This window comes from Streptomyces sp. NPDC015131, from assembly GCF_043079975.1.
GTDB lineage: Bacteria > Actinomycetota > Actinomycetes > Streptomycetales > Streptomycetaceae > Streptomyces.
The window spans coordinates 706,671-722,126 of record NZ_JBIBVB010000001.1; the positions used below are offsets into that span (position 1 = coordinate 706,671).

The window sequence follows — 15,456 nt, forward strand, 5'->3', positions numbered from 1 at the left end:
CTAGCTCTCCGTCCTCTCCGGGGGAACGGCCGGCTCCGGGCGGCCCGGCTGCTCGCCGCCGCGCTCCGCGACGTACCGCTCGGTCGGCACCATCACCTTGCGGCGGAACACGCAGACCAGCGTGCCGTCCTGCTTGATGCCCCGGGTCTCGACGTGCACGATCCCGCGGTCGCCCCGGGACCTCGACGGGGTCTTGCCGAGGACGGTGGTCTCGCCGTAGACCGTGTCGCCGTGGAAGGTCGGCGCCACGTGCTTCAGCGACTCGACCTCCAGGTTGGCGATGGCCTTGCCGGAGACGTCCGGCACCGACATGCCGAGCAGCAGCGAGTAGACGTAGTTCCCTACCACCACATTCCTGCCGAAGTCCGTGCTCGTACCGGCGTAGTTGGCGTCCAGGTGGAGCGGGTGGTGGTTCATGGTGAGGAGGCAGAAGAGGTGGTCGTCGTACTCGGTGACGGTCTTCCCCGGCCAGTGCTTGTAGACCGCGCCGACCTCGAACTCCTCGTAGGTGCGCCCGAACCGGGTCGTCATGACGCCTCCGGGGCCCGGAACTCGGAGGTCCGCGTCATCCCGGCGGCCCGGCCCTTGCCGGAGACGACGAGCGCCATCTTGCGGCTCGCCTCGTCGATCATCTCGTCGCCCAGCATCGCCGAACCCTTCCTGCCGCCCGCCTCGGACGTGTAGTACGCGTACGCGTCCAGGATCAGCTCCGCGTGGTCGAAGTCCTCCTGGGACGGCGAGAACACCTCGTTGGCCGCCTCGACCTGGCCCGGGTGCAGCACCCACTTGCCGTCGAAGCCCAGCGCCGCGGCCCGGCCGGCCACCTCGCGGAAACCGTCCACGTTCTTGATCTGGAGATAGGGCCCGTCGATCGCCTGGAGGTCGTTGGCCCGGGCCGCCATCAGGATCTTCATCAGGATGTAGTGGTACGCGTCAGCCGGGTAACCGGGCGGCTGCTCACCCACCACCAGCGACTTCATGTTGATGGACGCCATGAAGTCGGCCGGCCCGAAGATGATCGTCTCCAGCCGGGGCGACGCCTGCGCGATGGCGTTGACGTGGTTGAGGCCCCGGGCGTTCTCGATCTGCGCCTCGATGCCGATGCGGCCGGTCTCGAAGCCCATCGTCCGCTCGATCTGCGTCAGCAGCAGGTCCAGCGCCACCACCTGCTCGGCGCTCTGCACCTTCGGCAGCATGATGCAGTCCAGGTTCTGGCCGGCGCCCTCGACGACCGTCACCACGTCGCGGTACGTCCACTCGGTGGTCCAGTCGTTGACCCGGACGACCCTGGTCCTGCCCGTCCAGTCGCCCTCGTTGAGGAACTTCACGATGGTGTGCCGGGCCTCCGGCTTGGCCAGCGGCGCGCACGCGTCCTCCAGGTCGAGGAACACCTGGTCGGCCGGGAGGCCCTGGGCCTTCTCCAGGAAGCGCGGGTTCGAGCCGGGGACGGCCAGGCAGGAGCGGCGCGGGCGGAGACGGTTCACGGTCGTCATACGGGGACCTCCGAGCTTTCCGAGGGGCTGAGCTTGTTCGCGGTACGGATCTCGTCGACGATACGGCCGATGATCTCCGTGATGCCGAAGTCCTTCGGCGTGAACACGGCGGCTACGCCCGCGCGCCTCAGTTCGGCGGCGTCGGCACCGGGAATGATGCCTCCCACGACGACCGGGATGTCGTCGGCCCCCGCCGCCCGCAGCCGGGCCAGCACGTCCGGCACCAGCTCGGCGTGCGACCCGGACAGGATCGACAGCCCCAAGCAGTGGACGTCCTCCGCCAGCGCGGCGCCCACGATCTGCTCCGGGGTGAGCCGGATGCCCTGGTAGACCACCTCGAAGCCGGCGTCACGCGCGCGTACCGCGATCTGCTCGGCCCCGTTGGAGTGCCCGTCCAGCCCCGGCTTGCCCACCAGCAGCCGCAGCCGCCCCGCGCCCAGCTCCGCCGCCGTGCGCGCCACCTTCTCGCGCACCGCCGCCAGCGGGGTGCCCTCCTCGGCCGCGACGGCGACCGGCGCCGAGGACACGCCCGTCGGCGCCCGGAACTCGCCGAACACGTCGCGCAGCGCCCAGGACCACTCCCCGGTGGTCACCCCGGCGCGGGCGCACTCCAGGGTGGGCACGAAGAGGTTGCCCGTCCCGGCGGCGGTGGCCTTGAGCACGGCCAGCGCGTCCTGGGCGCGGACCTCGTCCCGGTTGTCCCGCCACTGGTGGAGCCCGGCGACCACCCGCGCCTCGTTCGCCGGGTCCACCGTCATGATGGCGGTGTCCAGATCGGCGGTGAGCGGGCTGGGCTCGGTCGACTCGAAGCAGTTGACGCCGACGATCTTCTCCTCGCCGGACTCGATCCGGGCCCGCCGCTCGGCGTGCGAGGCGACCAGCCGCGACTTGAGGTAGCCCGACTCGACGGCCGCCATCGCCCCGCCCATCTCCTGGATGCGGTCGATCTCCGTCAGGCACTCGGCGACCAGGGTCTCCACCCGGCCCTCGATCACATGCGAGCCGGCGAAGATGTCCTCGTACTCCAGCAGGTCGCTCTCGTGCGCCAGGACCTGCTGGATGCGCAGGCTCCACTGCTGGTCCCAGGGGCGGGGCAGCCCCAGCGCCTCGTTCCAGGCCGGGAGCTGGACGGCACGCGCGCGTGCGTCCTTCGACAGGGTGACGGCGAGCATCTCCAGCACGATGCGCTGGACGTTGTTCTCCGGCTGCGCCTCGGTCAGGCCCAGTGAGTTGACCTGCACGCCGTACCGGAAGCGGCGCTGCCTGGGGTCCTCGATGCCGTACCGCTCCCGGGTGATCCGGTCCCAGATGCGGCCGAAGGCGCGCATCTTGCACATCTCCTCGATGAAGCGGACGCCCGCGTTCACGAAGAACGAGATCCGGGCCACCACCTCGCCCCGGCGCTCCTCGGGCACCTGGCCGGAGGCGAACACCGCGTCCAGGACGGCGATCGCCGTGGACATGGCGTACGCGATCTCCTGGACGGGGGTGGCCCCCGCCTCCTGGAGGTGGTAGCTGCAGATGTTGATCGGGTTCCACTTCGGCAGGTGGTTCACCGCGTACGTGATCATGTCGGTGGTCAGCCGCAGCGACGGGCCGGGCGGGAAGACGTGCGTCCCGCGCGACAGATACTCCTTGACGATGTCGTTCTGCGTGGTGCCCTGGAGCGCGCTCACGTCCGCGCCCTGCTCCTCGGCCACCACCTGGTACAGCGCCAGCAGCCACATCGCGGTGGCGTTGATGGTCATGGAGGTGTTCATCCGCTCCAGCGGGATGCCCTGGAACAGCCGGCGCATGTCGCCGAGGTGCGAGACGGGGACCCCGACCCGGCCGACCTCGCCCCGGGCGAGGACGTGGTCGGGGTCGTAGCCCGTCTGGGTCGGCAGGTCGAAGGCGACCGAGAGCCCCGTCTGGCCCTTGGCGAGGTTGCGCCGGTACAGCTCGTTGGACGCCTCGGCGGTGGAGTGCCCCGCGTACGTCCGCATCAGCCAGGGGCGGTCCTTCTTGCGCTCCGTCATCAGGCGTCCCGGAAACGGTTGATGGCGTCGATGTGCCGGTCCCGCAGCTCCTGGTCCTGGACGCCCAGGCCCTCCCCGGGGGCCAGGCACAGCACGCCGACCTTCCCCTGGTGGACGTTGCGGTGGACGTCGTGGGCGGCCTGGCCGGTGTCCTCCAGGGCGTACACCTTGGACACGGTCGGGTGGATCCTGCCCTTGGCGATCAGGCGGTTGGCCTCCCACGCCTCGCGGTAGTTGGCGAAGTGCGTGCCGATGATCCGCTTCAGCGACATCCACAGGTAGCGGTTGTCGTACTCGTGCAGATAGCCGGAGGTGGAGGCGCAGGTGGTGATGGTGCCGCCCTTGCGGGTGACGTAGACGGACGCGCCGAACGTCTCGCGGCCGGGGTGCTCGAAGACGATGTCGATGTCCTCGCCGCCGGTGAGTTCCCGGATGCGCTTGCCGAAGCGCTTCCACTCCTTCGGGTCCTGGGTCCGCTCGTCCTTCCAGAACCGGTAGCCCTCGGCGTCGCGGTCGATGACGGCCTCGGCGCCCATCGCGCGGCAGATCTCCGCCTTCCGCTCGCTGGAGACGACGCAGACCGGGCTGGCGCCGCCCGCGAGCGCGTACTGCGTGGCGTACGAGCCGAGGCCGCCGCTCGCGCCCCAGATCAGCACGTTGTCGCCCTGCTTCATGCCGGCGCCGTTGCGGGAGACGAGCTGGCGGTACGCGGTGGAGTTCACCAGGCCCGGAGAGGCGGCCTCCTCCCAGCTGAGGTGCCGGGGCTTGGGCATCAGCTGGTTGGACTTGACCAGCGCGATCTCCGCGAGGCCGCCGAAGTTGGTCTCGAAGCCCCAGATGCGCTGCTCGGGGTCGAGCATGGTGTCGTTGTGCCCGTCGGAGGACTCCAGCTCCACCGAGAGGCAGTGCGCCACGACCTCGTCGCCGGGGTGCCAGGCGCTGACGCCGGGCCCGGTGCGCAGGACGACGCCCGCGAGGTCGGAGCCGATGACGTGGTACGGGAGGTCGTGGCGCCGGGCCAGCTCGGACGTCCTGCCGTACCGCTCCAGGAAGCCGAAGGTCGGCAGCGGCTCGAAGAGGGCGGTCCACACGGAGTTGTAGTTCACCGAGGAGGCCATCACGGCCACCAGCGCCTCACCCGGGCCCAGGGCGGGCAGGGGCACCTGGTCGAGGTGCAGGGACGCACGGGGGTCCTTCTCGCGGGTGGTGAGACCGGCGAACATCCCGGTCTCGTCCTTGTGCACGGTCACCGCGCGGAAGGACTCGGGGAGCGGCAGAGCGGCGAAGTCCGCGGACGTGGTGTCCGGCGACTGGATCGCGTCCAGGATTTCCTTCACGGTGTCGCCTCCGGTGAGGAACGTCTTGAGGGGCGGGCGGGGCCGCGGGGGAGGGGTGCCGTCGGTCCGGCGGGGCGGGGCGGGAGGGTGCCTGTGACGCAGGCGTCCGGGCGCGCGGGGCGCGGTGGCTCCCGCGGGGACAGCCGGCGTACGGAGGTGTCCGCGGGCCGGCCGCCCGGACACCCTCAACGTATGACACCGGGTGTCAGGCGACAAGACACTCAGTGCCAACAATTTCTCTCAGATGTCATCTGCCGATCACGGATGAGCGATGATCGAGCGGGTGGGGCCCGGGTACGCGGACGGCCCGACCGTCCCGGCGGAGGTCGCCGGGCCGGACGGGCCGTGGAAGCGGGGGCGGGGGCCGGGGGTCCGGCCGTCGGGGGAGTGCCGTCAGGGGGTGACGTCAGGGGGTCTTGAGCGTCTGCTCGATGGTGCGCATGATCTCGGCCAGCGGGGTGTCCGTGCGCGCCACCGTCACCAGGACGTCGCCCGAGGTGCTCGCCGTCGCGGTGGGGGGCTTGGCCGGGGCGCTCGCGCCGGCCGTGCGCCCCGCGCCTATGCCCGTGCCGAAGGTGTCCCGGACGATGGCGAAGGCGTGGTCGAGCTGGGTCTCCAGGTCCCCCTGGCCGCCCGCCCGCAGCCAGCGCCGCAGCACATGGTTGTGCGCCGTGACGACCGCCGACGCGGCCACCTCCGCCAGCAGCGGGTCGTCGTTGCCGTCGTGGTGGTCCCGCTCGTCGAAGTGACCCAGCAGATACCGGGTGAACAGCCGCTCGTAGCGGGCCACCGACGCGATCTCCCGCTCCCGGAGGGTGGGCACCTCCCGGGTGAGGCGGTAGCGCTCCACCGACACCGCCGGGGAGGCCGCGTACATCTTCATGACCTCCTTGATGCCGCGGCACACCGTGTCGAGCGGATGCTCGTGCGCGGGGGCGGCGTGCAGGACGGCCTCGGCCCGCACCAGCGTGTCGTCGTGGTCCGGGAAGATCGCCTCCTCCTTGGAGCGGAAGTGGCGGAAGAACGTACGGCGGGCCACGCCGGCGGCGGCGGCGATCTCGTCCACCGTCGTCGCCTCGTACCCCTTGGTCGCGAACAGCTCCATGGCGGCGGCGGCCAGTTCACGGCGCATCTTGAGCCGCTGGGCGGCGGCACGGTTGCCCGCGGCGCTCTCCGGGGCGTCGGGCGGAGAGAGGGTACGGGCGGGTCGGCGGGCGGCGTCAGCGGGCTGGGACATGACCTGAACGTACTGCATTTGTGCAGGACCGCGCCCGTGGGGCCGGGCCGCCCACCGGCCCCGGGGCCCGCCCGGACGGCCCGCCGCGCGGCCCGGGAGGCGGCCCTGGTGGCCCGCTCCGGTGACCGGACGGCCGCCCTGGTGGCCCGCCCCGCCGGCCGCCCGGTTCAGCGCCGGGCATGCTCACGGAAGCCGCGTCCCGTTTTGCGGCCCAGGCACCCCGCGGCCACCAGGTGCTCCAGGAGGGGCGCCGGGGCGAGGCCCGGGTCGCGGAACTCGCGGTGCAGCCCGCGCTCGATCGCCAGCGAGACGTCCAGCCCGACCACGTCCAGCAGCTCGAAGGGGCCCATCGGGTAGCCGCCGCCCAGCTTCATGGCCGTGTCGATGTCGTCGGGCGACGCGTAGTGCTGCCCGACCATCTTGATCGCGTTGTTCAGGTACGGGAACAGCAGCGCGTTCACGATGAAACCGGCCCGGTCGCCGCAGTCCACCGGGTGCTTTCCGGCCCGGGTGGCGACCGCGCGGGCGGTGGCGCGGACGTCGTCGGCGGTCAGCACCGTGCGCACGATCTCCACCAGCCCCATCGCCGGGGCGGGGTTGAAGAAGTGCATCCCGACCACGTCCTGCGGGCGCGAGGTGGCACGGGCGCAGGCGACGACCGGGAGGGACGAGGTGGTGGTGGCCAGCACCGCGCCCGGCCGGCAGACCTTGTCCAGGATCCCGAACAGCTCCCGCTTGACCGCCAGGTCCTCCGCGACCGCCTCCACCACCAGGTCCGCGCCGCCCAGCGCGTCGGGCGACCCCGCCGGGACGATCCGGGCCAGGACCTCGTCCCGGGCGCCGGACGCCATCCGCCCCCGGGCGACCGCGCGGCCGAGGGACGCGGCGACCCGGTCCCGCGCCGCCGCCGCCCGCTCCGGCGACCGGGCGGCCAGCACCACCCCGTATCCGGCCCCGGCGCACACCTCCGCGATGCCGGCCGCCATCACGCCCGAGCCGGCGACCCCCACCGACCGGACCTCGCGCGCCCCGGCCACCGGGCCGGTCACCGCCGGCGGGGTCAGCGCGTCCCGCACCACCGCACCGCTGCCCGGCGCCTCGTAGGTGTAGAAGCCCCGTCCCGTCTTCCGCCCGGCCAGGCCCGCCTCGCCGAGCTGCCCCAGGATCGGCGCGGGCGCGTGCAGCCGGTCGTGCGACTCGGCGTACATGGCCTCCAGGACCGTACGGGCGACGTCGATGCCGATCAGGTCCAGCAGGGCCAGCGGGCCCATCGGCAGCCCGCAGCCCAGCCGCATCGCGGCGTCGATGTCCTCCCGCGAGGCGTACCGGGACTCGTACATCGCGGCGGCCTGGTTGAGATAGCCGAACAGCAGGCCGTCCGCCACGAAACCGGGGCGGTCGCCGACCGCGACCGGCTCCTTGCCGAGCAGCCGGGCCAGCTCGGTGACGGCGGCGACGGCCCGGGGAGCGGTCAGCACCGAGGAGACCACCTCGACCAGCCTCATCGCCGGCGCCGGGTTGAAGAAGTGCAGGCCCAGCACCCGTTCGGGGCGCGCCGAACCGGCCGCCAGCCGGGTCACCGACAGGGCGTTGGTCCCGGTGGCGAGGATTGTGTCCGGGCGGACGACGGCGTCGAGCGCCCGGAAGACCTGCTGCTTCACCTCGTACGACTCCGGCACGACCTCGATCACCAGGTCGGCGCCGGCCGCCGCGTGGATGTCGGTGTACGTGCGGAAGCGGGCGAGGGCGCCGCGGCGCTCCTCCCCGGTGATCCGCCCGCGCGCCACCGACCGGGCGGTGGACGCCTCCAGGGCGGCGGTGGCGCGGGCGGCGGCGCCCTCGGCGGTGTCGATGCCGACGACCTCGCGTCCGGCCCGGGCGAGGACCTCGGCGATTCCGGCGCCCATCGTGCCGAGGCCGACGACGGCGACGGTGGAGAGAGGGATGTCCATCAGGGGACTCCAGGGATGAGTGACGACTGATGAGGGGTGCGCGGTACGGGTGGCGCGCGCGGCGGTACGGCCACGGAGGGCGTACGTACCGGAATGCCGCGGAGGAGGGCGCGGGCCGCCCGGGGGCGGGCCGCTGTCGCGGTGGGAGAAGGCGGCGGGCTCTGTCCCGGAGTCCCGCCGTACCACGTGCCGAACCGACTGGGTACTCGCGGCGGCTGCGTCACCAGGCCGCCGGCGAGGACGCGGGGGATACCCGCTCCCGCGAGCTTAACCGGCGGGTAACGTCCGCGCCAGACCCGGGAACCGGCCCGAAAACGGTGATGGCGAACCCGCCCGCGCCGGATACTGGCACCCATGGACGCCATGGACGAGGAGTTCCGGTCGCTCACGCACCGCCTGGCGCCGGAGGCGGCCGGGGCGCCCGCCTTCGCCCGGCTGGCCGCCGCCCGCGACCCCGACGAACTGGCGGCCGTGCTCACCCGGCCCGGCGAGCCGCTGTGGGCCCGGGAGATGGCCGCCTTCCGGCTCGGCCTCGCCGGCGACCGGCGCGCCTTCGAGGCGCTCGTCCTGCTCCTCAACCACCGCGACCCCGACCGCTGTGTCTCCGCCGCCTACGCCCTCACCCGGCTCGGCGACCCGCGCACCCCGAGGGCCGCGGCGGCGCTCGCCACCAATGAACTCCGCGTCGCCTACGCCCTGTTACCGGTACGGCTCCTGGCCGACCTGCGCGCACCGGAGTCCGTACCGGCGCTGATCACCGTCCTGGAACGCCGGCTGGCCCTCGGCGACCCGCACTGGCGCGTCGGCGTGGCCTGCGCCGAGGGCCTGGGCGCCCTGGGCGACCCCCGCGCCCGCCCGGTCCTCGAAGCCGCCCGCGCCCGCCCCCGGCTCGCCGCAGCGGCAGCGGCCGCCCTCCGCCGCCTGCCCCCTCACCCGGCCGGCCCCCGGACGTAACGCACCTCCGCCACGGTGACGCCCTCCGGGGCGGTCAGGCGCGGTGGCCGCCGTGGCCCAGGAGGCCGTGCAGGACCGCGCCGCCGGTTCTGCCCGCCGAGCCCGGCGCCTTCGGCGTGCCGGCGGCGCGTGCCGTGTCGTCCGGGAGCGGGTCGGGGAGCGCCGCGCAGGTCGCGTCCGCCGCCGCGCCGGTCCCGGCCGCCGGGGGAAGCGCGCCCGCCTCCAGGTACCGCACCAGGTGCCGGTCCAGGCAGGTGTTGCCGCCCAGCGTCACCGCGTGGTTGCCGCCGCCGCGCTCGACCACCAGGCGCGAGCCGCGCAGCGCCCGGCGGACGGCGACACCGCCCTCGTACGGGGTGGCGGCGTCCTCCGTCGCCTGGAACAGCAGGACCGGCGGCAGGGCGTCGTTCGTCACCGCCATCGGTTCCCCGCCCGGCACCGGCCAGAACGCGCACGGCGCGTTGTACCAGGCGTTGTTCCAGGTGGAGAAGGGCGCCTTGCCGTACACGGACCAGTTGTCCCGGTGCCAGACGCCCCAGTCCCGGGGCCACCGCGCGTCCCGGCACTGGACGGCCGTGTAGACCGAGTAGCTGTTGTCGTCCGACGCGTCGGAGGCCGCCAGCGTCCGGTGGGCCGCCACGAGCGGCTCGGCGTCCTTGTCGTTGGCGTACGCGGAGAAGGCCCCGGCGAGCATCGGCCAGAAGCCGTTGAAGTACCCGCCCGGCAGGAAGGTGTCCTCCAGCTCCGCCGGGCCCACCTTCCGCCCGGCGGGCTTCCGGCGCAGCGCCTCCCGCATCGCGTACCAGCGGGCCTCCACCTTCGCCGGGTCGGTGCCCAGCCGGTACGTCCCGTGGTGCTTGGCCACCCAGGCCATGAACGCCTTGTGGCGGGCGTCGAAGGCCACGTCCTGGGCCAGGTTGAGGCGGTACCAGACCCCGCGCGGGTCGACCACCGAGTCCAGCACCATCCGCCGTACCCGCTGCGGGAACAGCTTGGCGTACACCGTGCCCAGGTACGTGCCGTACGAGTACCCGAAGTAGTTGATCCGCTCCGCGCCGAGCGCCCGCCGGATCACCTCCAGGTCCCGGGCCGCGTCCACCGTGCCCATGTGGGCCAGCAGGCTCCCGTGCCGCTCCCCGCACGCCCGGGCGAACGACGCCGCCCGCGCCAGGTTGACCCGCTCGTCCCGCTGGTCGCGCGGCACCGAGTCCGGCCGTACGGGCGCGAAGTACCCCGGCTTGCAGTCCAGCGCCGGCCGGCTCGCGCCGACGCCCCGGGGGTCGAAGCCGATCACGTCGTACTGCGCCGCGACCCGGGCGGGCAGCGACGCCGCCACGAACCCGGCCATCGACCGCCCCGACGCCCCGGGGCCGCCCGGGTTGACGAGCAGGGGGCCCTGGAAGGTCTTCGCGGTGTGCGGGATCCGGGACAGCGCCAGGGTGACCCGCGCGCCGTCCGGGTCGGCGTGGTCCAGCGGGGCCCGGACCGTCGCGCACTGGAGCCGCGGGTACTGCTTGGTGGCGCACGCCTGCCACGCGAGCGTGGCGCCCCGCTCCTGTCCGGCGGCGGCGGCCGGTTCCGCCGCCGACGGGGCGGCCGTGACGGCCCCCGCCACCAGCGCTCCGGCGGCGATCAGCACTCCAGCGCGTTTCTGCATACGGGCCTCCCGGACGAGCGGAACGAAAGCGGCGAGGGCGTGCGGCCCTCGGCGGATCGTCCCCCCATCCGGGCCCTCGCGGGCCCGCCCGCCGCAGACTTGACCCGATCAGAGGAGGGTGAGTTGTGTGCCCGCGGTCCCGGCGTCCTCCCCGCGCGCCGGGGTCACGCGCCGCGACGCGCCCGGCCGGGCCGGGCCCATGCCGAACTCGGCCGCCAGTTCGTGCACCTGACGGGTGATCCGGCGCTGGTACCACTTCGGGGCGTAGGCGCCGTCCGCGTACAGCCGCCGGTAGCGCGGCACCAGGAGCGGATGGGTGCGCTCCAGCCACGCCATGAACCACTCGCGGGCCCCCGGCCGCAGATGCAGGACGAGCGGGGTGACGGAGGTGGCCCCGGAGGCGGCGATCGCCCGCACGGTGGCGCGCAGCTGCTCCGGGCGGTCGCCGAGGAACGGCACCACGGGCGCCATCAGGACCCCGCAGCCGATGCCGTGCTCGCCGAGCGTCCGTACGACGTCCAGCCGGCGCTCGGGGGAGGGGGTGCCCGGCTCGACGGTCCGCCACAGCTCGGTGTCGGTGAAGCCGACGGAGACGGAGATCCCCACGTCGGTCACCTCGGCGGCCCGCACCAGCAGGTCGAGGTCGCGCAGGATCAGCGTCCCCTTGGTGAGGATCGAGAAGGGGTTCGCGCGGTCGCGGAGGGCGTCGATGATGCCGGGCATCAGCCGGTAGCGGCCCTCGGCGCGCTGGTAGCAGTCGACATTGGTGCCCATGGCGATGTGCGCGCCGTGCCAGCGGGGCGAGGCGAGCTGCTTGCGCAGCAGCTCCGGGGCGTTGGTCTTCACCACGATCTGGCTGTCGAAGCCCAGCCCGGTGTCGAGGTCCAGGTAGCTGTGCGTCTTGCGGGCGAAGCAGTACACGCACGCGTGCGTGCAGCCCCGGTACGGGTTGACCGTCCATTCGAACGGCATGCGCGAGGCGCCGGGCACCCGGTTGAGGATCGAACGGGCCCGCACCTCGTGGAAGGTGATCCCGCGGAACTCGGGCGTGTCGAACGTACGCGTGGTCACGGCCTCCGCGCCGAACAGCGCGGCGTCCCCGGTGGCGGCGGTGGGGTGGTCGCTCAGGTTGTCCCAGCGCATGACGCCTCCTCGATAGCACTGGCCCCCACAATAGAACATCTGTTCGCATGATCGCCTCTGCCCGCCGGGCCCAGGATTTGGGCGGCAACCGCGCAGGTGGTTGGCTGGTGCTCCCCTGAGGAACGAGTGCTGGAGGACGAGGCATGGCGCAGGTCGAAGCCACCACGGAGCGGGTCGTCGCGGCGGACGCGGAGACGGTGTTCGATGCTCTGGCCGACTACAAGGAGACCCGCGAGAAGCTGCTCCCCGAGCACTTCAGCGAGTACGAGGTGCGCGAGGGCGGCGACGGCGAGGGCACCCTCGTCCACTGGAAGCTCCAGGCCACCAGCAAGCGCATCCGCGACTGCCTGCTGGAGGTCACCGAGCCCTCCGACGGCCGGCTGGTCGAGAAGGACCGCAACTCCTCGATGGTCACCACCTGGACCGTCACCCCGGCCGGCGAGGGCCGGGCGAAGGTCGTCGTGACCACCGTCTGGAACGGCGCCGGCGGCATCGGCGGGTTCTTCGAGAAGACCTTCGCCCCCAAGGGCTTCGGCCGTATCTACGACCAGGTGCTCGCCAGGCTCGCCACCGAGGTCGAGAAGTAGCGACACGGTCACCCGGTCGGGTGGTCTTCCCGTCCGCCCCCGGCCCCTGACGCTCCCCGGTCCCCGCGCGGGGACCGGGGAAAAGCGCCTGGTGAGGCCCCGGACGCACGGCGGACGGCCCCTCCCCGGCCCGCGCCGCGACCCCCGGCTCCCCGTCGCTCCCCGACGGCGCGCGAAGCGAAGAATGACGCCGCCGTGTCGGTACGACTGAGGGGAGCGGTCACGTGGGTGGGAGCACGCCGGCGAACGAGGGCCGGACACCGCCCGCACCCGGGCGCGGCGGCGCGCCCGCGACCGGGCACCCGCTTCCGCCCGGCGAGCCCCGGGCCCGCCCCCAGGCGCCGGAGACGGCCGGGTGGGCGGCGCACGGCGTACCGGCGCCCAGAGGAGCGGCCACCGGCGCGGCCCGCGACCCCGGTCCCGGGCCTTCGCCGGACTCCGGTGCCGGCGGGTTTCTTCCGGGTGCGGGTCCGGGCCCCGCTACCGGTTCCGCCGGGTTCCTTGCGGGCCGGAGCGCCGGCCCCGGGTCTTCTCCGCCTTGCGGTCCCGGCCCCGGGGCTTCGCCGGGGCCCGGACCTTTCGCGGGGGAGGCGGTGGACCTCTCGGGCGGGACGGCGACGACCGTTACGGAGGCGGTGACCCCGCCGCACACGGACCCGCCCCCCGCGGACCCCGCCGCACGGCCCGCCGACGGACCGCCCCTCGGTCCGCGCCGTACGCGCCTCGCCGCCCTCGGGCCGGCCCTCGCCCTGGCGCTCGCGGTGCTGGAGCACCCGGTCACCACCACCGCCCTCCCCGCGATCACCGGCGACCTCCCGGGAGCGGGCCGGGCGGCGTGGGTGACGACCGCCTACCTCCTCGCCGCCGCCGTGACCCTCCCGGTGTACGCCAAACTCGGCGACCTGCACGGGCGCGTGAGGCCCCTGCGCTTCGCCCTGCTGACCTTCCTCGCCGGATCGGTACTGGCCGGCTGGGCGAGCACCATGGACCAGCTCGTCGCCTTCCGCGCCGTCCAGGGCGCCGGGGCCGGCGGGCTGCTGGTGGGCGCTCAGGCGCTCACCGCCGACCTCGCCCCCGCCCGGCGGCGCGGCCCGCTCCTCGGCGCCATGTGCGCCGCCCTGGGCCTCGCCTGCGTCGCCGGGCCGCTCCTCGGCGGGCTCGTCACCGAGCACGTCTCCTGGCGCTGGTGCTTCTGGGGCGCCGTCCCGCCCGGCCTCGCCGCGCTGCTCCTCACCGGTGCCGCGCTGCGCCCGCTCGCCGCGCGCCCGGCGCCCGCCCGCGGACGGCCCGACGTCCTGGGCGCGCTCCTGCTGGGCGCCGCCACCGCCTTCCTGGTGCTGCTGGCCGGCCGCGCGGGGGACGGCCACGCCTGGGACTCCCGCACCACGCTGGGGCTCGCCTGCGGCGCGGCGGGCACGCTCCTGCTGTTCGTCGTCGTGGAGAACCTCGCGCCCGAACCGGTCGTCCCGCCCCGCCTGCTGCGCGACGCGACGTTCCTGGCCGGGGGCGTCGCCGCCGCCACCGCCGGTACCGCCCTGTTCGTCGTCGCCGACTGCCTGCCGGCCTACCTCCGGCTCACCGGCGGGGCGAGCGCCACCGGGGCCGCACTGTCGCTGCTGCCGCTGGCGGGCGGCGCGGTGGCCGGCTCCCTGCTGTCGGGGCACCTCATCGGCCGGACCGGCCGCTGGACGGTCCCCCCGGTGCTCGGCGGCGCGATGGCGGTGGTCGGCGCCTGGCTGCTGTCCCGGCTGGAGCCCGGCACCCCGTACCTCACCCACGGGGTGTGGCAGGCCCTGCTCGGCGCCGGTGCCGGTCTCGTCCTGCCCGCGCTGGTCCTCGCCGTCCAGAACACCGCGCCGCCCGGCACGGCCGGCGCCGCCACCGGCGCGCACACCCTGCTGCGCTGGACGGCCGGCCTGGCGGGCGCCTCGGCCGTCGGCGCCCACCTCGACCACCGCCTGGCCCGCGCGCTCGGCGCGACGCTCCCGGACGGCACCGCCCCGCCCGGCCCCTGGGGCGTCACCCCGGCGCTCCTGGAGGCGCTGCCCCCGGCCGTACGGGACGCGTACACCGAGGCGTACGCCGAGACCCTTCCCCGGACCTTCCTCCATCTGGTGCCGCTCCTCGGCCTGGGCCTGCTCGTCGCCTTCCTCCTCAGGGAACAACCGCTGATGACCCACGACACCACCCCCACCCCCACCCCCGCCCCCGGCCCCACTCCCACTCCCACACCCGCCCCCGCCGTCCCGGTCCGCGGCACCGTCCGGCACCACGACGGCACGCGCGTGCCCGGCGCCGCCCTCACCCTCGTCGACGCCCGGGGCCGGCAGGCCGGGCGCGGGACCAGCGGCGAGGACGGGCGGTACGCGCTGAGCGCGCCCGGCACCGGCCCGTACCTGCTGATCGCGGCGGCGGGCGGCCACCAGCCGCAGGCGGTGCCCGTCGCGGTGGGCGAGGGGCCCGTCGAGGTCGACGTGGTGCTGGGCGGCGCGGGCCGCCTCGCCGGCACCGTCCGCACCGCCGGGGGCACCCCGCTGGGCCAGGCCGTGGTCACCCTCACCGACGTCCACGGGGAGGTCGTCGCCGGCACCCGCAGCGGACCGGACGGCGGGTACGCCCTGACCGCGCTGGTCGCGGGCGAGTACACGCTCGCGGCCAGCGCGCCCGGCTGCCGTCCGGCCGCCCTGCCGGTGAGCGTCCAGGCGTCCCGGGAGACCCGGCAGGACGTCGAGCTGGCGGGCGGCGCGATGCTGCGCGGGACGGTCCGGGCGCCCGACGGGCGGGTCGTGGGGGACGCGCGCGTGACGCTGCTCGACGCGGCGGGCGACGTCGTCGGCACGCTCACCACCGGCCCGGACGGGGCGTTCCGCTTCGTGGACCTCCCCTCCGGCGAGTACACCGTGCTGGCGGCCGGCTACCCGCCCGCCGCCACCGTGCTGCGGGTGGCGGCCGGCGGACGCACCGAACGCGACCTCCGCCTGAGCCACGGGGACTGACGGGCGGTCGGGCGGCGGTGTCTCGGGGGAAGGTCGGGAGCCTTCCCCGAGACACCGCCGCCCGGAGGCGTGATGCTGAAGC

The 15,456-nt window shown here is 74.5% G+C and carries 11 protein-coding genes; 3 read left to right on the forward strand and 8 right to left on the reverse strand.

Annotated features, from left to right (window positions below):
- The 6 genes from ACF08D_RS02850 to ACF08D_RS02875 form a co-directional block, all read right to left on the reverse strand.
- Complete coding sequence (locus tag ACF08D_RS02850; protein ID WP_392220702.1) at nt 1-531, reverse strand: MaoC family dehydratase; 531 nt, start codon at nt 529-531, stop codon at nt 1-3.
- Nucleotides 528-1,493 carry an HpcH/HpaI aldolase/citrate lyase family protein gene (locus ACF08D_RS02855; RefSeq protein ID WP_392220703.1) on the reverse strand — a complete coding sequence of 322 codons (966 nt, stop codon included), beginning with the start codon at nt 1,491-1,493 and terminating at the stop codon, nt 528-530. The genes ACF08D_RS02850 and ACF08D_RS02855 overlap by 4 nt, the downstream gene beginning before the upstream one ends.
- Nucleotides 1,490-3,511, reverse strand: a complete 2,022-nt coding sequence (locus ACF08D_RS02860; RefSeq protein WP_392220704.1) for a protein meaA — start codon at nt 3,509-3,511, stop codon at nt 1,490-1,492. Before ACF08D_RS02860 ends, ACF08D_RS02855 begins: the two co-directional genes overlap by 4 nt.
- The gene (gene ccrA, locus ACF08D_RS02865) at nt 3,511-4,848 is read right to left on the reverse strand and encodes a crotonyl-CoA carboxylase/reductase (RefSeq protein ID WP_392220705.1); all 1,338 of its coding nucleotides are present in this window, start codon (nt 4,846-4,848) and stop codon (nt 3,511-3,513) included. The genes ACF08D_RS02860 and ccrA overlap by 1 nt, the downstream gene beginning before the upstream one ends.
- Nucleotides 4,849-5,254: 406 nt before the next feature.
- The gene (locus ACF08D_RS02870) at nt 5,255-6,103 is read right to left on the reverse strand and encodes a TetR family transcriptional regulator (protein ID WP_392220706.1); all 849 of its coding nucleotides are present in this window, start codon (nt 6,101-6,103) and stop codon (nt 5,255-5,257) included.
- A gap of 149 nt (nt 6,104-6,252) precedes the next feature.
- Entirely contained in the window at nt 6,253-8,037 is a 1,785-nt protein-coding gene (locus tag ACF08D_RS02875) for a 3-hydroxyacyl-CoA dehydrogenase family protein (protein WP_392220707.1), read from the reverse strand.
- Between the two features lie 363 nt (nt 8,038-8,400).
- Between ACF08D_RS02875 and ACF08D_RS02880 the strand changes: the two genes are divergently transcribed.
- Complete coding sequence (locus ACF08D_RS02880) at nt 8,401-8,991, forward strand: HEAT repeat domain-containing protein (protein WP_392221198.1); 591 nt, start codon at nt 8,401-8,403, stop codon at nt 8,989-8,991.
- Between the two features lie 34 nt (nt 8,992-9,025).
- On the opposite strand, the gene ACF08D_RS02885 is transcribed toward ACF08D_RS02880, so the two are convergent.
- A complete protein-coding gene (locus ACF08D_RS02885) occupies nt 9,026-10,648 on the reverse strand; it encodes an alpha/beta hydrolase (protein WP_392220708.1) in 1,623 nt (540 codons plus the stop codon).
- A gap of 108 nt (nt 10,649-10,756) precedes the next feature.
- Nucleotides 10,757-11,791 carry an Rv2578c family radical SAM protein gene (locus tag ACF08D_RS02890; RefSeq protein ID WP_392220709.1) on the reverse strand — a complete coding sequence of 345 codons (1,035 nt, stop codon included), beginning with the start codon at nt 11,789-11,791 and terminating at the stop codon, nt 10,757-10,759.
- Nucleotides 11,792-11,934: 143 nt separating this feature from the next.
- Between ACF08D_RS02890 and ACF08D_RS02895 the strand changes: the two genes are divergently transcribed.
- Both ACF08D_RS02895 and ACF08D_RS02900 read left to right on the forward strand, forming a co-directional pair.
- Complete coding sequence (locus ACF08D_RS02895) at nt 11,935-12,378, forward strand: SRPBCC family protein (RefSeq protein ID WP_392220710.1); 444 nt, start codon at nt 11,935-11,937, stop codon at nt 12,376-12,378.
- 635 nt (nt 12,379-13,013) lie between these two features.
- On the forward strand, nt 13,014-15,374 hold the full coding sequence (locus ACF08D_RS02900) for an MFS transporter (protein ID WP_392220711.1): 2,361 nt from the start codon (nt 13,014-13,016) through the stop codon (nt 15,372-15,374).
- Nucleotides 15,375-15,456 lie beyond the last annotated feature (82 nt).